Source organism: Polyangiaceae bacterium, from assembly GCA_020633235.1.
Classification (GTDB): Bacteria; Myxococcota_A; Polyangia; order Polyangiales; family Polyangiaceae; genus JACKEA01.
In genome coordinates this window covers 178,480-199,469 of sequence record JACKEA010000008.1, presented here as the reverse complement: position 1 = coordinate 199,469, position 20,990 = coordinate 178,480, and the positions used below count along the sequence as shown (strand labels likewise).

16 protein-coding genes are annotated in these 20,990 nt (G+C 68.1%); 5 read left to right on the top strand and 11 right to left on the bottom strand.

The features are described from left to right. Window position 1: 1 nt before the first annotated feature. The 3 genes from H6717_36935 to H6717_36925 are packed head-to-tail and all read right to left on the bottom strand — an operon-like array spanning window position 2 to window position 3,673. Window positions 2–628 carry a thymidine kinase gene (locus H6717_36935; GenBank protein ID MCB9582683.1) on the bottom strand — a complete coding sequence of 209 codons (627 nt, stop codon included), beginning with the start codon at window positions 626–628 and terminating at the stop codon, window positions 2–4. Window positions 629–668: 40 nt separating this feature from the next. Then, window positions 669–1,556: a sugar ABC transporter permease gene (locus H6717_36930; GenBank protein ID MCB9582682.1), complete on the bottom strand. Its 888-nt coding sequence runs from the start codon at window positions 1,554–1,556 to the stop codon at window positions 669–671. Continuing rightward, on the bottom strand, window positions 1,511–3,673 hold the full coding sequence (locus H6717_36925) for an extracellular solute-binding protein (protein MCB9582681.1): 2,163 nt from the start codon (window positions 3,671–3,673) through the stop codon (window positions 1,511–1,513). Before H6717_36925 ends, H6717_36930 begins: the two co-directional genes overlap by 46 nt. A 136-nt stretch (window positions 3,674–3,809) precedes the next feature. On the opposite strand from H6717_36925, the gene H6717_36920 reads away from it, so the two are divergent. Genes H6717_36920 through H6717_36910 form a run of 3 tightly spaced genes read left to right on the top strand, consistent with a single transcriptional unit; the run spans window position 3,810 to window position 7,185 of the window. Further along, window positions 3,810–5,195: a protein kinase gene (locus H6717_36920; GenBank protein ID MCB9582680.1), complete on the top strand. Its 1,386-nt coding sequence runs from the start codon at window positions 3,810–3,812 to the stop codon at window positions 5,193–5,195. A 26-nt stretch (window positions 5,196–5,221) separates the two neighbouring features. Further along, window positions 5,222–6,244: a hypothetical protein gene (locus H6717_36915; GenBank protein MCB9582679.1), complete on the top strand. Its 1,023-nt coding sequence runs from the start codon at window positions 5,222–5,224 to the stop codon at window positions 6,242–6,244. Next, window positions 6,217–7,185, top strand: a complete 969-nt coding sequence (locus H6717_36910; GenBank protein ID MCB9582678.1) for a PEGA domain-containing protein — start codon at window positions 6,217–6,219, stop codon at window positions 7,183–7,185. Before H6717_36915 ends, H6717_36910 begins: the two co-directional genes overlap by 28 nt. Here the strand turns inward: H6717_36910 and H6717_36905 are convergent. From H6717_36905 to ugpC, 5 genes are all read right to left on the bottom strand, one after another. After that, on the bottom strand, window positions 7,182–8,462 hold the full coding sequence (locus tag H6717_36905; GenBank protein MCB9582677.1) for a hypothetical protein: 1,281 nt from the start codon (window positions 8,460–8,462) through the stop codon (window positions 7,182–7,184). The two genes, H6717_36910 and H6717_36905, sit on opposite strands and share 4 nt — an antisense overlap. An 80-nt stretch (window positions 8,463–8,542) precedes the next feature. Beyond that, the gene (locus tag H6717_36900; protein ID MCB9582676.1) at window positions 8,543–10,102 is read right to left on the bottom strand and encodes a sigma 54-interacting transcriptional regulator; all 1,560 of its coding nucleotides are present in this window, start codon (window positions 10,100–10,102) and stop codon (window positions 8,543–8,545) included. Next, the gene (locus H6717_36895) at window positions 10,102–10,926 is read right to left on the bottom strand and encodes a hypothetical protein (GenBank protein ID MCB9582675.1); all 825 of its coding nucleotides are present in this window, start codon (window positions 10,924–10,926) and stop codon (window positions 10,102–10,104) included. The genes H6717_36900 and H6717_36895 overlap by 1 nt, the downstream gene beginning before the upstream one ends. Further along, window positions 10,923–11,711 carry an SDR family oxidoreductase gene (locus tag H6717_36890; protein MCB9582674.1) on the bottom strand — a complete coding sequence of 263 codons (789 nt, stop codon included), beginning with the start codon at window positions 11,709–11,711 and terminating at the stop codon, window positions 10,923–10,925. The genes H6717_36895 and H6717_36890 overlap by 4 nt, the downstream gene beginning before the upstream one ends. A gap of 17 nt (window positions 11,712–11,728) precedes the next feature. Then, the gene (gene ugpC, locus H6717_36885; GenBank protein MCB9582673.1) at window positions 11,729–12,802 is read right to left on the bottom strand and encodes a sn-glycerol-3-phosphate ABC transporter ATP-binding protein UgpC; all 1,074 of its coding nucleotides are present in this window, start codon (window positions 12,800–12,802) and stop codon (window positions 11,729–11,731) included. An 82-nt stretch (window positions 12,803–12,884) separates the two neighbouring features. Here ugpC and H6717_36880 point away from each other — a divergent pair, with 82 nt between their 5' ends. Then, on the top strand, window positions 12,885–13,649 hold the full coding sequence (locus H6717_36880) for a glutathione S-transferase (protein ID MCB9582672.1): 765 nt from the start codon (window positions 12,885–12,887) through the stop codon (window positions 13,647–13,649). Between the two features lie 143 nt (window positions 13,650–13,792). Here H6717_36880 and aroC read toward each other — a convergent pair whose 3' ends face one another. From aroC to H6717_36865, 3 genes are all read right to left on the bottom strand, one after another. Further along, a complete protein-coding gene (gene aroC, locus H6717_36875) occupies window positions 13,793–14,902 on the bottom strand; it encodes a chorismate synthase (protein ID MCB9582671.1) in 1,110 nt (369 codons plus the stop codon). 61 nt (window positions 14,903–14,963) lie between these two features. Continuing rightward, window positions 14,964–18,515 (bottom strand): VCBS repeat-containing protein, encoded by a 3,552-nt coding sequence (locus tag H6717_36870; protein ID MCB9582670.1) that lies wholly within the window; start codon window positions 18,513–18,515, stop codon window positions 14,964–14,966. A gap of 65 nt (window positions 18,516–18,580) precedes the next feature. Then, on the bottom strand, window positions 18,581–19,375 hold the full coding sequence (locus H6717_36865; GenBank protein MCB9582669.1) for a hypothetical protein: 795 nt from the start codon (window positions 19,373–19,375) through the stop codon (window positions 18,581–18,583). A gap of 196 nt (window positions 19,376–19,571) precedes the next feature. Between H6717_36865 and H6717_36860 the strand changes: the two genes are divergently transcribed. Beyond that, window positions 19,572–20,972: a hypothetical protein gene (locus H6717_36860; GenBank protein MCB9582668.1), complete on the top strand. Its 1,401-nt coding sequence runs from the start codon at window positions 19,572–19,574 to the stop codon at window positions 20,970–20,972. Window positions 20,973–20,990: the final 18 nt, after the last annotated feature.

Genomic DNA, 20,990 nt, shown 5'->3' with positions numbered 1-20,990 from the left:
TTTAGGAGCCGGGCTCGGCCACTGGCGGCGGCGGCTCCGAAGGCGTGAACAGGTCCTTCTGCGAGGGAACGGATTCCCCCGGGTCGAAGCAGCGGCGGCAGCGCGCCTCGTAGGTCTCGCTGCCGCCCACCACCACCGTGGCGTCCCGGCGCACCAGGCGCTGGGAGCGATCCGCGGGGTTTCCGCAGCGGACGCAGATGGCGAGGTTCTTGGTGACGTACTCGGCGACCGCCATCAATGCCGGGATCGGCTCGAAGGGGCGGCCCAGGTAGTCCTGATCCAGCCCGGCGACCACGACGCGCTTGCCTGCGTTGGCCAGCCGCTCCACCACCGCCAACAGCGGCGGGCCGAAGAACTGCGCTTCATCGATGCCGATCACGTCGGCGTCCAAGGCGTGCGCGATGATCTCCGTGGCGTCGTCGATGGCCAGCGCCGTGAGCTCTTGCTTGGAGTGGCTGACGACGCTCTCCTTCGCGTAGCGCTCGTCGATCCGAGGCTTGAAGATGAGCACCGTCTGCCGCGCGTAGCGCGCGCGGTTGAGGCGCCGAATGAGCTCTTCGGTCTTGCCGCTGAACATGCAGCCGGTGATGACCTCGATCCATCCGGTGTCACGGGGGACGTGATACATGGGCCCCGCTGTTCAAACCTCGACGGCCTCCGCCGTCAAGTCAGCCCTTTACGCCGCCGGCAGTGAGACCACTGACGAGATGACGTTGCACCACGTAGAACAGCACCATCACGGGCAGGCTCACCACGATGGATCCGGCGGCGAAGCTGCCCCACGCCGCGTCGTGCTCGCCGACGAAACGCTGCAGCACCACCGGAAGGGTCAACGCTTCTTCCTTGCCCAGGATGGTGGCGGCGAGAATGAACTCGTTGTAGGCGCTCATGAACGCGAACAGGGCCGTGACGGCGATGGCCGGGCGCGCAGCGGGCAGCACCACGCGTAGGAACGCTCCGACCCGCGTGGCGCCATCGACCATGGCGGCTTCTTCGAGGTCCTTCGGGATCGAGTCGAAAGCGCCGCGCAGCTGGAAAATTGCGAAGGGAACGCTGGTCGTGGCGTAGGCCACCACCAGGCCGGTGCGGGTGTCGAGCAGGCCCAGGTATTCCAGCACGATGTAGAGCGGGACCGCCGAGGCCACCATCGGGAACATTTGGGTGGCGAGCAGCAGCCGAACGCCGCTCTCCTTTCCCAGGAAGGTGAAGCGCGACATGGCGTAGGCCGCCGGCAACGCAATGGCGATGCCCACCAGCGCGGTGGAGATGCTCACCACCAGGCTGTTCAGGGCCTGGACGCCGAAGTGTGGCGCGGTGATCACCCCTACCAGGTGCTCCAAGGTGGCCGCGTGCGGCACCGGCCACACGCTGCGCTCCGGAGCGTTGCCGTGAGAGAAGGCCGTAGCCAGGACCCAGAGCACCGGATAGAGCGAGAACGCCACGGCGACCACGATCACGACGTGGACGGCCGCACTCTCGAGCAGCGCCGAGGCTCCCTTGCGCTCGTCCTTCACGTCGTCCTCGCCACGCGCGACATCATGCGCGAGCCGAACCATAGCAGCAGGAAGATGAGCACGGAGTACGCCGCCGCGTAGCCGTACTGTGCCTGCCGGGTGAACGCCCAGCGGTAGGCTTCGGAGACGAGGATGTCCGTGGTGCCGTCCGGCTCACCACCGCTCACCAGGAACACCACGTTGAACATGTTGAAGGTCCAGATGGCGCCCAGCAGCACCGCCGGGAGCATGGCGGGCACCACCATGGGCACGGTGACGCGCCACATGCGTTGCCAACGCGTGGCGCCGTCCACCTCTGCGGCTTCCAGCACTTCTTTCGGGACTCCCGTCAGCGCGCCCAGGGTCACGACCATCATGAACGGAAAGCCGAGCCACACGTTGGTGGCCACGTTGGCGGTGAAGGCCGTGGAAAAGCGCGCCCACCACGAGAACGGCTCGCCGCCGAAGGCCTCGATCAGCGCGCTGATGGCGCCGAACTGGCGGCTGAACATGCCGCGCCAGGCGAGCGCGGTGACGTAAGAGGGCACTGCCCAGGGCACGATCAGGAGCACTCGGTAGATGGGCTTCAACGCCAGCGCGGGGCGCGAAAGGAGCAGACCGAGGACGAAGCCGATGCCGACGTGCAGGACGACGTTGACCAGTGTCCACAGCACCGTGACGAGCAGCACGACCCAGAACGATCCCGTCGAGAGCAGTGCGCCGCCACGAGCCGTGAGGATCGCGACGAAGTTCGCGAAGCCGACGTAGTGCATGCTCCCGAGCCGACCGGCATAGAGCGACGCGCCGGCGCCGACGATGATCGGTAGAAACACCAGCAGCCCGACGGCGATCACCGCGTGCGCGACCCAACGGTAGGCGGGTAGCGAGCGACGAAACGCGGGGCCCAGGTCGTCGCGTTTTCGGAATAGCCACACCGCTCCCGCGACGCACAAACCCCCAATCAAAAAAAGAAGAGGAGTGGGTGACGCGGGTGGAGGCGGTGGGCGAACTACGTCGTCGAAGCGGCGCTGCGCCTCCGCCAGGGCGGCGGCGGGAGCCACGGTGCCGTTCAAGCTCTTCACCAACGCGCGGCGTGCCGGCTCCCACGTCGCCCGCATGCGCGGAGTGGACGGCATCACCACCGCTACCTTGGCCTGCTCCGCGAAAGCCGTGAGGAACGGATCGTTCCGGGCGACCTCCGGCAGCTCGGCACGTGCGACGACTTGGCGTCCTACCCGCGCGCGGATGGCCGCCGACTCCGGCCCGGCGATGAAGCGCGCGAGCTTTTCCGCATCGGGACGCTGAACGCCCTTGGGCGTGAGGGCCACGGCTTCCACCGTGAGGAACGGCTTCATGGGCGCGTTCGCCGCGGCGATCTTGGGCAGCGGGACGACGCGGTACTTCACGGCGTTGCCGATGTCGCTCGCAAAGTAGGGTCCGCTCATCACGGTGGCGGCGCGACCGCTCTTGAACAGCTCGTCGACCAACGCACCGGACGCCTCTTCCGGTACGGCGCCCATCTCCACGGCACTGCGTACGAGCTCCACGGACTTCTCCGCCGCGGGGCCGACGAAACCGAAGTCACCGTTCGGCAGCAGCTGCGCACCACCGAAGGCGTGCAGGATGGCGGCGTGGAAGTAGACGTTGTTCGCTTCGTAAGCGATGGGAAACACGCCCGGCGGCAGCTGCTCCTTCAGTGCGAAGATGCCTTCCAGCGTGTCCGGCACCTTCGCGAGCAGCGCAGGGTTCACGTACAGCGCGATGCACTTGAGAGCGATGGGCAAGCCCCGCACGTGGTCGCCGTCGGTGAGCGCCTCCAGAGCCCGCGGCTGATACTGCGCCGCTTCGGCCGGGGACAGGGCGGGCAGCTCCTTTGCCGCGCTGCGCTCGACCAGATCCCCGAGGCGCTCGTGGGAGTCGATGAACACGTGCGGCCCGTGGCCACGGGGCGCGGCCGCCGCCAGCTTCGAAGCGTAGGCGTCGTGGGGCACCTGCAGCGCCTCCACCGGGATGCCGGTGCGCTTTTGCCACGCCGAAAGCACCTGCTCCAGCGCCTGCTTCTCCTCCCCCCGGTAGGCGTGCCAAACGAGCACGGGATCCGCGGCCCGGGCCGAGGTGCCCACGGTCAGCACCGTCGCCAAGGCCAGGGCCATCCAGAGCCGCTTCAGGGCCGCGCTCATCAGCGGGGGACTATAGGCGCAGGCCTCGAAGATCAGGAATCGCTGAGATCAAGTTCAGGATCTGGGCGGCCTCAGCCGCTAGGTTCCAAGGCGTGACTCGGCGTGGGCACATTTGTGCGCTAGAACCATTGTTCGCATGTCAGAGGCGGGCAAGGAGGACAGCCGCGCCGGCCCGGCCCCGAACACCGTGGTGGCGCAAAAATACCGCCTGGGCCCGCAGTTGGGCTCTGGCGCCATGGGACGGGTGTTCCGCGCGGAGCACCTCATTCTGGAGCGGCCGGTGGCCATCAAGTTCGTCCTTGGCGTCGCTGGCGTGAAGAGCCGGCGCTTCCTGCGCGAGGCGCAGACGGCGCAGGCCCTCAGTAGCGAGCACATCCTGCGCGTCTTCGACGTCGGCTTCCACGACGAGCTGCCCTACATCGTGATGGAGCTGCTCGACGGCGAAGACCTGGACGCCGTGCTCGCGTCTCGGGGGCCGCTGCCCTTCAGTGAAGCTGTCGACTATGTCCTGCAGGCTTGTCTGGGCGTCGCGGAAGCTCACGCCGCAGGCATCGTCCATCGAGACATCAAGCCGTCGAATCTGTTTCTCACGCGAACCGCCACGGGTGCACCGCTGATCAAGGTGCTCGACTTCGGCATTTCCAAGGTGCTCGAGCCGGAGAAGGAAGACGCGGAAGGTACGGCGGCGGGCTCGCTGCTCGGCTCGCCGTACTACATGTCGCCGGAGCAGCTCCGCAATCCGAAGAACGTGGACGGCCGTACGGACGTGTGGGCGCTCGCGGTCACGCTCTACACGCTGCTCGCCAACTCGCATCCCTTCGAAGGCAACACCATCAGCGAGGTCACGGCCGCCATCTTCACGGATCCGCCGTTGCCGCTCTTGGAGCGTTCGCCGAACATCCCCGAAGAGCTCTCCGCGGTGCTGTGCCGTGCCCTCGCGAAGCGGCCGGAAGATCGCACGCCGTCGGTGGCCGCCTTCGCGCAGGAGCTTCGACCCTTTGCCTCGGAAGTGGGGCGTTTGTCCGCGCAGCGGCTGTCCAGCACGGCGCCCCCCGTGGCGCGGGCCACACCCGTGCCGGCCCGGGAGGCCAGGAGCACGACCGCCGAACGCACGGCCACGCTGCCGGGCGCGGACGCGACGGCGCCCAGCGTGGAGGCTCCCGAGCCCGAATCCAGCGGGAGCTCGCGCCGGTTGTGGTTGCTCGCGTTGGCTGCGGCGCTGGCCGGCACCGTGACTTGGCTCGCGATGCGTGGCAGCTCCGCAGCACCGGACGCGACGCGTCACGCCGAGCCCGCTGCGACGGCTCCAGTGCCGACACCACCCGTGAGCGCCGTTCCAACGGCAGCGCCGACCGCGTCCGTGAGCAGCAGTGCAACTCCCAGCGCTGCGCCGGTGGCAGTCAAGGCTCCCGTGCCGGTGAAGTCGACGCCCCGACCCGCACCGGCGCCTTCCGCGAAGCCGGCGCCGACCGCGTCACACAAGCCGCATCTCGACATCGATGGCATTCCCATCGTGGAGTAGCGGCGAAATGTGGCAAAGTGTGGAGTATGAGACAGCGTCTGATTGCGCTGATGCTGCCGCTGCTCGCCTTCGCGTGTTCGTCCAGCTCCAAGGACGACGTGGCCAGCAACGCGGGTAGCGGCGGCGCGGGAGCGACGTCGAGCGGCGGCGCGAGCGGTAGCACGTCCACGGGTGGGACCGGCGGTTCTGGAGCCGTGGGGGGCAACATTTCCCTGGGCGGCGCCGGCGGCGGCAGCGGCGGCAAGAACGGCTGCTCCAAGACGGACTTCTTGTTCGTGGTCGATTCCTCGGTGTCGATGGGCCAAGAGCAGACCGCGCTGACAGCCGCGTTCCCCAAGTTCATCAGCTCCATTACCAACGCTACCAACATCAAACAGTTCCACATCCTGGTCACCGACACGGACGCAGAAACGCGCTGCACCGCCAGCGCCTGCGCGGGCACGCCGCACTCCACGTGCAACAACTACGCGTGCAATCACGTGTACAAGGGTTGCGACGCCACGCGCGGTGCCGGTGTGATTCAACCCACCGGTCAGGGCTCCAGCAACACCATCTGCCCCATCGCCAATGGCCTGCGCTGGATGGACGAAACCCAGCCGAATCTGAGCGACACGTTCTCCTGCGTCGCCACCCTGGGCCTCGCCGGGCATCCGTCGGAACGCCCCATCGAAAGCATGGTCGCGGCGGTGAGCCCCACGCTGGAAGGACCCGGCGGATGCAACGAAGGGTTCTTGCGCGACGACGCCATCTTGGTGGTCACGTTCATCAGCGACGATCCGAACAAGGAAGACCAGGGCACGCCAAAGGAGTGGTACGACGCCATGGTGACCGCCAAGGGTGGCAACGCCGAGTCCATCGTGATGCTCGGGCTGATCCCGGATGGCGCCGCGGCAACGCCAGCCAAGCAGCTGCATTGGCACCAGTTCATCGAGTTGTTCGGCAAACGCGGCATCAAGGGTGACGTGGAAGCCGCCGACTACGCTCCGTTCTTCGACAACGCCATCGCCATCATCGACGAGACTTGCGACAACTTCGTGCCGCCCAGCTGACGAGACTCGCCACGCTCGGCGTGGCGCTGGCTCTGCTCACCTCGCCGGCGCTGGCTCAGGATGCCAGCGCGCAGGCGGACGCTTTGATCGAAGCGGGCGTCGCCCTGCGTCGGGACGGCAAGGAGCGCGAAGCGCTCGCGCGCTTTCAGGAAGCCTACAAGCTCAGCCCGTCGCCCCGAGCCCTGGGGCAGATGGGGCTCGCGGCCAAATCCCTTCGACTGTACGTGGAGAGCGAGCGCTACTTGGAAGGCGCGCTGGCTTCCAGCGAGGACGACTGGGTGCAGAAGAACCGCGCCGCCCTCGAGGCCGCGCGGGACGTGGTGGCCAAGCAACTCGGCTCCCTCGCCGTCAGCAGCAACGTGGCGGGCGCAACCCTCGTCATCAACGGCGCGCCTTCCGGCACCTTGCCGCTGCCCAGCCCGCTGCGCGTGGTGGCAGGGTCGTTGCGGGTCGAGGTGAAGGCCGAGGGCTACGCGCCGAGCGAGCGCGTCGAGATGGTCCCCGCGGAGAAGCTCACGGAGGTCCACTTCGATCTGAAGCCGAAGCCCGCCGAGGCGGCCCCGGTGGTCACAACGCCGCCCCCTCCGGCCAAGTCGGAACCCGCGCCTCGGGACGTGCCGGCGCCTGCGTCCCATCGTCCGTGGGCCTACGCTGCGGGCGCCGTGGGGATCGTCGGGCTCGCGGCGGGAACCTATTTCGGCATCCAAACGCTGAACAAGAAGAGCGACCGCGACGCCGTGTGCCCCGATAATCCCTGTCCCACACAAGAAGGCGTGAGTCTCGACGGCGAGGCGCGGGATGCCGCGCTGCTTTCGACCATCGGCTTCGGCGTGGGTATCGCCGGTCTCGGTGCAGCCACCGTGCTCTGGATCACGGAGCCCAAGGTGAACGCCACCGCCAGCGCGAACAGCGGCTTCGTGTCCCTCTCCGGGAAGTTCTAAGGCAGCGGGTTCTTTCGGAGCGAGTCCAACATCGCGGGTTCGTGGTCGATGTTGGAGCTACCCTTGTTGTAGGCGCCATCCGGCCAGATCAGGTGGTTTACCAGGCAATAGCAGCCGTAGGAAATCGGCAGCGTGCACTCCGTGGAGGTGCAAGTGGACGAAGAAGCCGGGCCTTCCACGTCCAGGGTCGCGCCCGCTTCCCGTCCACCCAGGCGCAGCGAGGTCATCGAGATCCCCGCGGCCTTGGCCGCGTCAATCCATGGCTCCGTCACGTAGCCGGGCTCTGTATCGAAACAGCTCGCCTGCTCGGGGGTCGCTGCCACGGCGGCGTCGCAGGTTCGGTACACCAACAAGATGGGCACGGCCACCGAAGGCAAAGCGTCCACGCGACACGCACCGTCCGGCGTGCGCGGCACGTTGGCAAACGGATCCCAACGCACGTCGTCGAAGGGGCTCGCCGTCGCAAACACCGCACCGGCAGCCACACGCTGACCTCCGGGCGTCGCGGTGTCGTGGCGCGCGATGGCATACAGCTGGGCGAAGAAGCCGCCATTCGACCAACCCATGACGTAGATTCGTTTCTCGTCGACGGTGCCGCCTGCGACGAGGGAGTCCACGAGAGCGTCAGCGAAAGCGATGTCCGGGTTACTCGACGGAGAGCTCAGATCACGATGGTAGAAATCGTGGTGACGACCGTCGCGGGGGGCTTGGGTCGGAAAGCGCAGGTTCCGCCCCTGCACCGCCACCAGATGAAACCCTGGCCGACTCGAGTCCCCCGTCAGGTCGTAGGCGGCAGACTTCGAAACCAACCCGGTCTCGCTGATGGTGTCCGCCCCATCCCCACCCGGGTGAAACCACAGGATCAGCGGACGCTTCGACGTGACCGACGCACCCGGGGGCTCGGCAGCGCACGCATAGCGCGTGACCCCCAGCACGTCCTGCTGCATCAGAGTGGTTCCGGCGGGGCAGCTCGGAGGCGTGGAAGGCGACGTCAGCACCTGGCCGTTCAGCTCGTCGGCGGGGCGGTCGCAAGGAGTTTCCGGCGAGCATTGGGGAAGCGGCTGCGTGAATCCAATGACCTTGGAGCAGAGCGCCGTCGTCCCGCCGTCGACCCCTGCCGCTCCTCCGGACCCTGCCGCTCCTCCAATCCCTGCCGAGCCCCCGGACCCTGCCAAGCCCGCTGCTCCCGCAATTCCGCCCGTGCCCACGGAAGCGGGTGTGGCGTCATCGGATCCACAGGCGGGTATCAACAGCAGAAGCAGGCACCACGTCCGCATGGCGGCCTGCCTCTGCAACAGGAGTGCCAAGTAACTCCTCCGGGATCCCGTCAGCGACGGCCCGCTACGTGGCTCGCGATTCACGTCTGGCGCGTGAACCCGCGCACTTCCGGCGGCAAGTGCTCGAGCGCGATGGGCTCGCCCCCGGCGAGCTTCGCCGCCACCTGCAAGCACTGCGACAGCTCCCGCACGTTGCCCGGCCAATCGTAGGCAAACAGAGCACGGGCCGCCGCGACTTCCATCTCCGGCACGGCGTCGTCGGGCAAGAGATCCGCGATGAGCAGCCCGAGATCCACCTTGCGCGCTCGCAACGGTGGCAGCTCACACCGAAAGCCGGAGAGGCGCGCGAGCAAGTCCGCTCGAAAGTCACCGTCGCGAGCCAGCTCGTCCAACGCAGCCGAGCTGGTCGCCATCACGCGCACGTCGGCGGTCCGCGCCGGATCCCCGGCGACGGTAATGGGGCTCGTTTCCAGCGCGCGCACCAGGGCAGCCTGGGCGTCTGCCGGCAAGCTCTCCACGTTGTCCACCAACAGCGTGCCGCCGGCGGCCCGTTCGAAGATGCTCTGCTCCCCGTTTGCGCCGAACAGCTGCTCGACACTCTTGCCGGCCACCACCGTGCCGCTATCCAGCACCACGAAGGGGCCGTCGGAGTGGAGCCGTCGCGCAGCGTGCTCCTTGCCCACGCCGGTCTCCCCCAGGAAAAGCACCGGCAGATCCGCGTCTTGGAGGCGCTCCAAGTCCCGGGACAGCACGTCGAGCTCCGGTGACAAGCTGGAGAAGATGCGATGCGGCGCTTCCAAGTCCGCCGCCAGGGGCGTCACCAGCGTGTGCTCGCGGAAGGTGACGAACGTGCGACCGAGCTCCACCACGTCTCCGTCGCTCAACCGCTTCTTCTCGATGCGCTGCCCGCCGATCCAGGTGCCGTTCTTGCTCCCCTCGTCCATCACGTACCAGCCGTCCCGCGTGCTGACGAAGCGCGCGTGGCGACGACTCAGGCTTTGCCCTGGCAGCGTGAGCGTCAGCGTCTTGGTGATTTCGCCGCCGCGCTGAGAACGCCGCTCCGATCCGCGGGCGACCAGCACTTCGTCCACCCCTTCGAGGTCGTGGCGTGCTCCCCCATTGCCCAGATCTTCGCAGGAGAGCACCACGTACAGAACGTGGTGGGGACGGGCGGCGCCGTCCCGCGGCACGTCGTCGTCGCGGGTCTCCGCCACGGATTCGGTGCCCGATCCCAGGTATTGCAGCGGGCGCCGCGGGCTCGTGACCGGCTCCGAGCGCGGCGCTTCCACCTTGGGCAGCGGCTTCGGCTTGGACTCGCGACCTCCGGTGCCGAGCTCGCTGGTCTCCGCCACGAAGCGAAAGCCCTTGCCCCGCACGGTCCGGATCACCGACTGCTCCGACGCCGAGTCCGACAGCGCCCGCCGCGCCATGCTGATCGCCTGACTCAGCGATGCCTCGGTCACCACCACGCCCTCCCACAGCCGCTCGAGCAGCTCGTCTTTGGTGACGACACGATCGCGATGGCGCGCGAGGTACAGGATCAGATCCAGCACCTTGGGTTGAACGGTAATGGCGCTTCCGGCCTTGCGCAGCTCGAAGCAGGCCTCGTCCAGCTCGAAGTCGTCGAAGCGAAGCAGCATCAGGGGTTGTCCAGGGCGTCGGGGTTCGCCGCGATTCGAATTTCGTCCATCAGGCCCGTGCCTGCCACGCTAGCAGTCTCCATGAAGCTCGCGGCATACCATCCCGTGGCGCTGGGGTCCGAGGGACACAGGATGGTCAAGTCGGGTGTTCCGCGAGCCACGAGCGCGTGGCCCGTTCCGTCGGCGGGCCGCAGCCATGTTTCTCCAGTCGAGGCGACCCAGTCGAAGTGGACCGTCAGCACGTAGGGCTTGTCGGGCAGAGTACTCAAGCTTCCGCTGGATGAGTGGTCGGCCGCGCATCTCATTGCCAACCCCGACGTCGTCGACCAGTCGAGGTACACCCCTGTGCGGCGCTTGGCCGGCGGGACGGCTCCGTAGGCGTCGGTCAAGAACATGATGGGGTCGAAATAGTACCCCGGCGGACCGCCGAGCTGGACCACCGCCTCGACCCACAGGTTCCCCTTGCGCCCCTGCCAACAAGGGTCGCACAGCAGCGTCCGATCACCGGAGAACGCGACGCTCTGCTGGCCCACCAACGCCGGTTGATAGCCGCAGTTGGCCGGCATCCCGAAGCTCGAGTCTGCCGAGAGCAGTGGGTTGTCCAGGGTGCAGTCCTCGCCCGGCTCCTCGGCGGTCACGTGGAGCAAGAGGTCGGCGCTGGCGTCCACGCTCGCCTCGGCCTCGGCCTCCGGCGCCACGTCCGCCCCCGCGTCTTCGACCTTGCCGGCGTCGATCCCCTGCGAGCGCTCCTCGCCCAATCCCGCGATCTGGGAGCACCCCGCCAGCATCAGGCCCAGCCAGAGTCCCTTTCTCGTCGTCGTCAATCGGCACGCCCCATGCGGCGCATGGCGCCAGCGAGCAGAGCGGTCACGGCGCGACGCGGCAAGAGCTGCGTCAGCGTCGTCTGAACGCGATTCACGCCGCCCGGAACGACCACACGACGGCCGGCCATGTACCCCGCGATCCCAATGGCCGCCGTCTGGTCCGCGCTCAACGCCGCCATGCGCTCGGCTCCTGGCGTGATCCCCGCAGTCTCCTGGAAGCCCGTCGGAACGGGACCGGGGCACAGGGCCGTGACGGTGATGCCGTGGGGCGCCACTTCCTCCGCCAGGGCGGTGGAGAAGCTCAGCACGAAGGCTTTCGTCGCCGCATAGGTCGCCATGAAGGGCATCGGTTGGAACGCGGCGGTGGACGCCACGTTCAGCACGCCGCCGCGACCGCGCCGGACCATCGCGGGGAGCAACCCGTGGGTCAGCGCCACCAGCGCCTCGCAGTTCAACCGCACCATCTCCGCGTGCCGCCCGCGCTCCACGAATGGTCCGGCGGAGCCGAAGCCGGCATTGTTCACCAGGTGGTCCAGCTCCACGCCCAGCGACGCCACGTCCCGGAGCAGCTCTTCCGCCCCGCCGGGGCGAGCGAGATCGCCGACCACCACCTGGGTTTGGACGCCATCTCGCGCCGACAGCTCATCCGCCAACTTCGAGAGCTTGTCTCGCGAACGAGCGGTGAGCACGACGTTCGCGCCCTTTTCGGCGAGCTGGCGAGCCAATGCCTCTCCAATGCCGGACGAAGCCCCCGTCACCAGCGCCCAAGAACCCGTGAGTGCCATCCACGAAACCGTAGCAATCAACCCACGCCCAGGGCACGGCCGCTGTCGGTGCTGAAAAGATGCACATGCTCTGGATTGACCGTCAGTGACAGCTCCGTCCCCCGAGCCGGGCGTTGGCTCCCCTCCAGGCGCGCCACGAAAGGCTCATCCCCCACTCGGCAGTGGGCGAAAGACTCGGTGCCCAGCGCCTCCAACACCTCCACCGTTCCAACGATGGGAGCACCGGCTTCCCCGACGGACACGTCATGGGGGCGGATCCCGAGCACCACGGGCCCGCGCACGGCCTCGCGCGGCTTGGGCAAGTGGAGGGAAACTCCGGGCGCGGTGACGGTGCACTCGGCCCCGTCCGTCGACAGCTCGGCATCCAGGAAGTTCATCGCCGGGCTGCCCAGGAACGCCGCCACGAACCGCGTCGCCGGGCGCTCGTACACCTCCAGGGGCGCGCCCGCTTGCTCCACCAAGCCGTTGTTCAATACGAACAGCACGTCCGCCAGGGTCATCGCCTCCACTTGATCGTGGGTGACGTACACGCTGGTGGCACCCAGACGATCGTGCAGCTTGCGGATGTCCACCCGCACCTGCGCCCGCAACGAGGCGTCCAAGTTGGACAGCGGCTCGTCGAACAGAAACAACGCTGGGCGCCGTACGATGGCGCGACCCATGGCCACCCGCTGGCGCTGCCCTCCGGAAAGCTGCCGTGGGTAGCGGTCGAGCAACTGCTCGAGCCCCAACATGCTGCTCACCTCGCGAATGCGCTCGTCGATCTCCGCCGGCGCCGTCTTCCGGAGCTCTAGCCCGAAGGCCAGGTTCTTGCGGACCGTGAGGTGCGGGTACAAGGCGTAGGACTGAAACACCATCGCCACGTCTCGGTCCCGTGGAGGCAAGCGCGTCACGTCCCGCTCGCCGAAGCGAATGCGGCCGCTGTCGCAGTCTTCCAGCCCAGCGATCACCCGCAGCAGCGTGGACTTGCCGCAGCCGCTGGGCCCGACGAGCACTGCGAAGCCGCCCTCGGGCACTTCGATGTCCACACCCTTGAGGACATGGGTTTGTCCGAAGCGCTTCTCGATGTTTTGCAGAGTGACGCGGGCCACGGTGGCGAGCGAGCTTACCGCGATTCCCGCCCGTGGCGGGGCTTGCATGTGGCCCCGCGGGAGACCAGGATGCGCGCTCCCGATGAGCCAGCCCTATCGCCTCGTCACCATGGGCCCCAGCCACTTCTGCGAGAAGGCTCGCTGGGCGCTGTCACGCGCCGGCGTGCCCTACCAGGAAGAACGCCACGTCCCGCTCTATCACGCCCCCGCCAGCTACCGCGCCGGGGGGCGTCGCACGGTCCCGGTATTGGTCACGGACAGCGGCACCATCGCGGATTCCACCGGCATCCTCGAGCTCGCCGACCGCCACTCGGGCGGCCGCATCTACGGTGAAGGCGGCAACGTACGCCGGCTTTCCCGGGAGCTGGAAGAGAAGCTCGACGCCCGCTTCGGTCCGGACACGCGTCGCTTCGTCTACTTCCACATCCTGGATGACAAGCAGCAGGTCACCCAGGCCTTCGGCCACGGCGCACCACTCTCCGAGCGCGCAGCGTTCTCGGTCACCTATCCGCTGATCAAACGCCTCATGAAGCGCTCCATGCGCATCACCGCGGAAGCCTCCAAGCGCTCCCACACGCGCATGAACGACACCTTCTCCGAAATGGGAGAGCTCTTGTCCGACGGCCGCCGCTACCTCACTGGGGATCAGCTCACCGCCGCGGACATCACCTTCGCCGCGTTGGCCGCTCCGGTGCTCTTGCCCCACGGCTACGGCGCGCCGCTTCCCAGCATCGACGAAGTGCCGGAGCAGTTGGCGGCGGAGGTTCGTCGCTATCGCGAGACCCCCGCCGGCAAGTTCGCGATGCGACTGTTTCGCGAAGAGCGCAACAAGCAGCTCACGTTCTAAGACGTCTGCTTTTGTTGGTCCGGCGCGAGCCCCGTCGTTGCTTGAAGACGAGCTCTACGTAGCGCTCACCAAAGGCAAGAAACCCATTACCAGCCCCGAGATCGCAGAACGCGCAGTGCGAGAAGCTGCGCAATACACTTGAACTACCCGGCCCAGCGCAGCCAGTGGTCCGCCAGCACCAGGGCGACCATGGCTTCGGCGATGGGCACGAAGCGCGGCAGTAGACACGGATCGTGACGCCCTCGCGTGCTCACCGTGGTGGCCTCACCGCGGCGGGTCACGGTGCGTTGCTCCTGCGGCAAGCTGCTGGTCGGCTTCACCGCGGCGGACAGCACGATCGGCATGCCGCTGGAGATGCCGCCCAGCATGCCGCCGTGATGATTGCCCTCGGTCACGATGGCGAGCTCACCGTCCGCGCCGCGCTGGCCCACGAACGGATCGTTGTGCTGACTGCCGCGCATTTTCGCGGCCGCGAAGCCCGCGCCGTACTCCACGCCCACCACCGCGGGGATCGAGAACAGCGCCTTGGCGAGATCCGCCTTGAGCTTGTCGAACACCGGCTCCCCGAGGCCCGCCGGCACGGAGCCAGCGACGATCTGCGCCACGCCGCCCACGGAGTCCTGCTCTTTGCGCACGCGCTCCACGAGCTCCACCATTTGCGCCGCCGCCGCGGGGTCCGGACAGCGCACCAGGTTCGGCGAGCCATCCGGCAACGTCTCGACCTGGCCGAGCGTCACGCGCTCGGGTTCCGGAACGTGCGCGGCCACGTCCCCGATGCGCGTCACGAAGCCGACCACGCTGCCGCCGAAGGCCTCCGCGATGAGCTTCTTGGCGACGGCGCCGGCGGCGACCCGGGCGACCGTCTCGCGCGCGCTGGCGCGACCACCGCCGCGGTAGTCCCGTCGGCCGTACTTGGCGTCGTAGGTGTAGTCCGCGTGGCCCGGGCGGTACTTGTCCGCGATGTCGGCGTAGTCTCGACTCTTCGCGTCCTGGTTCCGGATCAGGATCGCGATGGGCGTACCCGTGGTCTTCCCTTCGAACACGCCGGAGAGGATCTCCGGTTCGTCGCTCTCCATCCGCTGCGTCACGATGCGGCTCTGACCCGGCCGCCGGCGCGCGAGATCGCCTCGCAGATCTTCCACGGAAAGGGCGAGGCCCGGTGGGCAACCGTCGATGATCACCACGTTGGCGGGGCCGTGGGACTCGCCCGCCGTCGTGATGCGAAACGCCTGACCGAAGCTGTTGCCGCTCACCCGTCCAAGGTAGCAAGCGCGCGCCCGGGGCTCCAGGCACCTCGAGCGCGCGCCGTGCTCGTCACTTCTTGCCGTCGAAGCCGAGCACCAGCTCGGCACCCGGGGTCTGGGCGTTCGCCATCTGGTAGCCGGGTAGCGTCACGCCCAGCTCCGCCCGCTTGTCCCCGTTCAGATCACCCATGCTCGTGACGCTCTGGCCGAAGCGCGACCCCTTCGGGCCCCACAAGCCGGAGGGCAGCAGCTTGCCGTCGCCATTGAGGAAGTACACGCCGCCCATCTCGGCGGCGTAGCCCGGTGCACCGATGGCAACCTCCAGAGCACCATCGCCATCGAAGTCCGCGGCGGCACTCACCGAGCTGCCGAGCTCCGACTTCTTCTCGCCCGCGTAGGCGATGAGCAGCTTGCCGACGCCGGCGCCGGTTTGCTCGAAGGCCAGCACCGCACCACTCGAGCCGTAGCTCGGCGCACCGAACACGAGCGCCTTCTTGCCCTGCATCTTCAGCCCCACGGGCGCAGTTCCACCGATCGGCACCTGAAGGCTCTTGCCGTCGAGCGCGAGCTGCAGTCCCTTCCCGGGGCCCGCCAGCGAGTACAGCCGTCCGTAGCTCTCCCCCGGCTTGCCGGGAGCGCCTGCGAACACCACGCCGTTCACGTAACCGAGGCTCGCTCCCAGGCGCTCTCCCGGCTCCTTGCCAATCACCGGCTTGCCCAGGGCCTTGCCGGCCGTGTCGAACCAGTACACCGCGCCCTCCTGGCCCTTGATGCTCTCGTCCGGTGCGCCCACGGCGATCAGGTTGCCCGCCAAGATCATGCTGGCACCGAAGCCGGGAGCCCCGACCTGAGTGGTCCAGATCGGCTTGCCCGACTGTCCGCTGAGGGCGGTGAGCCCGAGCTTGGGCGACGCCGCGATCAGATCTGCGAAGCCGTCACCGTCCAAGTCCCCGATTGGAATCGCGCTGCGAAGCTCGGGCATCGACACCAAGCTGGACATCAACCCGTCCTGGAAGCGGTCGATGGCCACGTCGTCGAAGCAGGACCCACCGATGTTCAAGCAGTCGAAGCGGAAGAAGCCCCAGCACCCCGGGCCGTCCGCGAGGCAACCCGGAATCAAGCCAATCCCGCGACCGAAGTCGATGGTGTCGATGTGGCCGAACGCTCCCGGATCTTCCGGCGAAGGACACGGCGCTCCGGCCCCCCAGCACAGCGGGTCGCACGCATCGCCGACGCCGTTCGAGTCGTAGTCGGCCTGGGTCGGGTTCGCGACGTCGGGGCAGTTGTCCGTCGTGTCCGGCACGCCATCGCCGTCGTCATCCGGATCGCAGTCCGCGGTGATGCCGTCGTGGTCCTCGTCCGAACCGTGATCGCTACGAGACGGACGCTCGTCGAAGATCCCTCCCGGCCCGGGAGAGCACGAAGTGGGCACCGAAGCCGGAGCGCCGGACACCGGAGTGGCGAGCAGCTCGTTGTTGCAGCCATCGCCGTCGTAGTCGCAGCTGCAGTAGCGCGCCTGGTTGTACTCGCTCGGCGTCCACGGACACAGATCGCTGCCGTCGCAGAAGGCGTCACCGTCGCTGTTCACGTTGCCGGTGTCCGGATCCGTGGGGCAGGCATCCTCCGAGTCCGCGATACCGTCACGATCCGTGTCCACCGTGAACACGAAGGTCGGCCCCACCGCACCCACCGGACACGCCGCCGGCCGCGTTCCCGTGGCGGGACAATTCACGATCGCCGAGTAGAAGGCGCCGTCACCGAAGGCGTCTTCCAATGGCTTGGTGAAGATGCTCTGCACCGTCTGGGCGATGGCGGGCGCCGTGTCGAACAGCACCGCCAGGTTGGGCGCCGGCGGCAGCGGGGCCGTAGCGCTGGTGATCGAAGCCACGGTGGTGGCAGGCGATGGATCCCCCGCGATGCCGAGCACCAGCGTGAGGGTCGGAGCGGTCAGACTCAGCCCTCCGGTGCAGGGCGCGGTCTCGCCGTTGAGCCGGAAGCAGATCTTGGCGTTGGTCATCGCGCAGCTGGTCGCCGTGCCGCCGCACAGCGCCGTGCAGAACCCCGACGTCCCGGGCGTCCCAGCCGCACAGGCCGCCGGGATCGGCGAGCCCGAAAGATCCACGCGCATGGAGTTGAACGTCGCGCCGCGCGCCAAGATGTCCACGGTGCCGTCCGTCCAGGAACCGTCCGCCGCACCGAGGGCCCGCAGCACCGAGCCGGAGGTCGCCGTCGGCAGCGTGTCGTAGAACACGTGAGCGGGATCCACGGACAACCACGAAGGCGCGCCCGCAATGTTCAGGCTCAAGGACGGCGGGCTGAGCAGCGGATCGAGCAGCTTGCCCATGCCCTTCGCAGCGCTGGTCAAGGCCTTGTCCAGCAGCGGCGGGATCACCTCCCAGGCGATGTACGTGCAGGCGAAGCCCGTGGTCCCCGGAGGCGCGGGGAAGAACGGCGCCAGTGCCGTCTCCGCGAAGGGCAAGAAGCACAGCGGCGTCGGGTTCACCGAGAACTCGCGGGACGCCAGGCGGGAGATCACGCGAACGTCGGCCCCCGCGGAGCTGAAGTCCACGTCGCTGAACAAGCCCGCGTAGCCGTCGAACACCTTGCGATCGAACTGCCGGCAGGAGCTCCCGGTGCACGCCGTCGGCTGAATGCGAAAGTCGACGGTCAGCCGCTGCAGGTTGATGTCGATGAGAGAACCGACGGTGTCTTCCGGATCCAGATCCAGATGGAACGGCACTCGCACCACCAGCGTGGGCGCCGTTGCCGAGCCGTCACTCTCGCTCTCCACGTGATCGAGGAAGCTGGTGCAGCGGCCCGCCGTGGTGTCGCACGTTCCGGTGGTGATGCCGCCATCGTTGCAGCCGCCGAAGGGCGCACACGCCGGATCCACGCAGTTGGCGTTGGTGGTGCAGGTCGCGCCCACGCAGGCCCCGGCGACGGCGGTTCCAGTGCCGTCCGTGGGACACGAGAACCCCGCCTTGCAGGCAGACGCCACGCCGCCCGAGGGGTTGGCGGTGCAGCTCCCCGGGTCGGTGACCAGACGCGACACCTGGGAGGGCGCGTCCCACATCACGGTGATGTTCTCGGCCTCCAGATCCACGTGCAGGTCGTCGTAGGGCACGTCGTCCAGACCTTTGAACGGATTCGTGCCGCAGCTTCCACCCAAGCGCGGACCGATCAGCGGATGCGCACACAGCGCCTGGAGCTCCCCCGGGCTGGTCGCGTCGTTTCGCAAGATGGACGGAATGTCGATGCCGGGTGACACCGGCGTCGCCAGCGTCATGTCACTCGTGGATCGCGCGGGCACCGCTGCCCGGGGGTCGCGCGTCGTGACGCGACCGTTCAGCATGGCCTCCACGGTGTGCTTCAGGGACAGCCGCAGATCCATGCGCGTCCGCAGATCCGTCTGCAGGTTGGCGAGCGCCGCATTCGACGACACGAAGAAGCCGGCCGAGCGTTCCGCCGTCGTGAGCGTCGGTCCGCCCAGCGCCGGCGTTCGCCCGGCGAGGACATGGTCGTCCTTCACCCGGTGCCCGTCCTCGAAAACGACGTCTCTACAGCTGGCCACGCCGCCGAGACAGAGCATCAACCCCGCTACCCCCAGGAAACTACTCTTCATGGCGGGGTATTCGCGCCGGCCCCGAGAAATCTGACTTCCTCTTCTTTGGCTCGGCGCGATCCCGCTCAATTGCAGTAGCAGCTCGTGTCCGTGCACCAACCCGAGAACGACTTTCCGGATTGGGCGCAAATGGACGGGCACTGTCCGCACTTGTCGCTGCAGGTGCACTGGGAGTCGCTGCATTGACCGGAAAATCCCGTGTAGCCGGCGTTCATGCAGGCGTCGCCGCAGGATCCGCAGTCGTTGCTGCAGTAGCAGGTCGTCCCGCTGCACTCCCCCGAGAAGCCCGTGTACCCCGCCTGAATGCAGATGTCGGAGCAGTCGCTGGGGCAGTTGGTGCTGGTCCCGCCGCCAGCGCCTCCGGTGGAAGACCCGCCCGAGCTGCCGCCCGACCCGCCCCCGGAGCTGCCGCCCGACCCGCCCCCCTTGGCGGTGGCCAGGGCGGAGCTGCAAGGTCCATCGAGCATCTGGAAGTTGCTGTAGTAGTCGGAGAACTTGCAACCGGACACGTAGTCCGAGTCCGACTTGTGCCACTGCTTGCAGGTGGCGAGATCCGTCGCGCTGGAGTCGCACTGCCAGCTCTCGCTGTGATCGCTCACGCAGCCGCTGGTGTAGGAGCTGTGATAGTAGACGCAGACTTTCTTGGCGCCGCTCGTGCCACCCGAACCGCTGCTCGAGCTGCCTCCGGATCCGCTGTTGTAGCCGCCGGAGCCGCTGGAGCCGGATCCATAGCCGCCGCTCGAGCTCCCGCCACTCGAGCCGCCACTGCCGGGAAACCCGTTGCCGCCACTGCCGCCGCTGCACCCCACGGCGACGAGCATCACTGAGAGCAGGTGCGTCAGCTGAATCGTCTTGGTCATGCCGCTCTCCTTCGCAAGCCGCGTGCCGTGCAAAACGAGGTCGATTTCGCGTATTTCTCCTCGACCCTCGTGCAGTTGAACGGTTCATTGAACCGTTCTTCGTTGGCTTGTCGGTCCGCCGCGGAACCTCGCGACCCGACCTCCATCTGCTACTCTGGCCACGCCCCTCATGCGCTGCGCGTCACTGCTCCCGCTCGTGATCGCCCTCGTCGGCTGCGCGAGTGACGACACGTCGTCGGTGAGCGGCAGTGGCGGCACCACGGCGGCGGGAGGCGGCGGTGGCAGCACCGGGCTCGACTCGGGAACATGGCCCGACGCCGGCAACGACGCGGCGTCAGGTAGCGGCGGCACTGCCGGCGCGGGCGGCACGGCCGGCGCGGGCGGCACGGCCGGCACTTCCGGCGCGGGCGGCACGGCCGGCACTTCCGGCGCGGCCGGCGCGGGCGCCTGCGCCGCGATGCCCGCCGGCTGGCCCGCCACCATCGCACCCTGGGCGCACAACCCGGTGCTGGTCCCCACCAAGTCGGTGAGCGCCAACGGCGCGGACAACGTGTACGCGCCGGACATCCACGCCTACGGCGGCGCGTTCGTCATGTGGTACGGCGCCCAGGGCGGCGACGGTCACGACCGCATCTTCATGGCGTGGTCCATGGATCGCGCCGAGTGGCGCAAGTGGCCGAAGGACTCGGCGCCCGCGGCGGTTCTGGACGTGGGCAGCTCGAACCACGTGAACGACCCCAGCGTGGTGCACGTGGGCTCGACCTGGCGCATGTACTACACGGATGCGCCCGTCGGCATCGAGGACCGCATCTGGCTGGCGGAGAGCAGCACGCTCACCGGATTCAACAAGGTGAAGGAGGTGCTGGGCCCCGGCCCCGCGGGCAGCTGGGAAGCGGACAAGGTCGGTCGCCCCAGCGTGCTGTACGAAAATGGCACCTACAAGATGTGGTACGACGGCGCCGCCAACGGCAGCCGCCACGTGGGCTACGCGACGTCGACGGATGGCGTGACCTGGACGCGCTTCTCCGGCAACCCCGTGCTCAAGAACGCCGGCGCGGTCGACGTGAAGAAGGTCGGCGGCGTATACGTCATGCTGCGCGAAGCCGGTGATGGCACCTACTGGGCCACGAGCCCCGACGGCACCTGTTGGATGGACCGCGGCAAGCTCTTTTCCCTGAGCGGCGCCGGCTACGACCAGTTCGGACAGGTGACGCCGTTCCTCGACGTGGAGAACGGCGCCCTGAAAGCGGTGTGGTTCGGCGGTGCGTCCGTGGGCACCTGGGACAAGAACCGCATCGCCGTCGCGTTCCCAAGCGACGTCACTCCTCCGGGAGGAGGCGGCTGCACCGCGTGTACGGCGGCCGGATCGTCCTGCGCCGAAGCCTGTCAAGGCGCGAACGTGAGCGGCGGCAGCTGTGGCGCGCCCGGCAGCACCAACCCTGGCGCGTGCTGCGCCTGCGCGAGCGAGGGTTGCGACGCCTGCAAGGGCAGTGCGCCGGACTGCCAGGCTGCGTGCGTGGCCATCGGCAAGGCCGGCGGCTGGTGCGGACACCCCGGCAGCATCAATCCGTCACTCTGCTGCACGTGCCTCCCGTGAGCGCGAGGATGACGAACA

Bases quoted from the DNA above. Each gene is read 5' to 3' on its own strand.
- H6717_36925 (MCB9582681.1), bottom strand. From the start codon at position 3,673: ATGAGCGCGGCCCTGAAGCGGCTCTGGATGGCCCTGGCCTTGGCGACG.
- H6717_36905 (MCB9582677.1), bottom strand. From the start codon at position 8,462: ATGCGGACGTGGTGCCTGCTTCTGCTGTTGATACCCGCCTGTGGATCC.
- H6717_36935 (MCB9582683.1), bottom strand. From the start codon at position 628: ATGTATCACGTCCCCCGTGACACCGGATGGATCGAGGTCATCACCGGC.
- H6717_36930 (MCB9582682.1), bottom strand. From the start codon at position 1,556: ATGGTTCGGCTCGCGCATGATGTCGCGCGTGGCGAGGACGACGTGAAG.
- H6717_36865 (MCB9582669.1), bottom strand. From the start codon at position 19,375: ATGACCAAGACGATTCAGCTGACGCACCTGCTCTCAGTGATGCTCGTC.
- H6717_36870 (MCB9582670.1), bottom strand. From the start codon at position 18,515: ATGAAGAGTAGTTTCCTGGGGGTAGCGGGGTTGATGCTCTGTCTCGGC.
- H6717_36880 (MCB9582672.1), top strand. From the start codon at position 12,885: ATGAGCCAGCCCTATCGCCTCGTCACCATGGGCCCCAGCCACTTCTGC.
- H6717_36915 (MCB9582679.1), top strand. From the start codon at position 5,222: ATGAGACAGCGTCTGATTGCGCTGATGCTGCCGCTGCTCGCCTTCGCG.
- H6717_36920 (MCB9582680.1), top strand. From the start codon at position 3,810: ATGTCAGAGGCGGGCAAGGAGGACAGCCGCGCCGGCCCGGCCCCGAAC.
- H6717_36890 (MCB9582674.1), bottom strand. From the start codon at position 11,711: ATGGCACTCACGGGTTCTTGGGCGCTGGTGACGGGGGCTTCGTCCGGC.
- H6717_36900 (MCB9582676.1), bottom strand. From the start codon at position 10,102: ATGCTGCTTCGCTTCGACGACTTCGAGCTGGACGAGGCCTGCTTCGAG.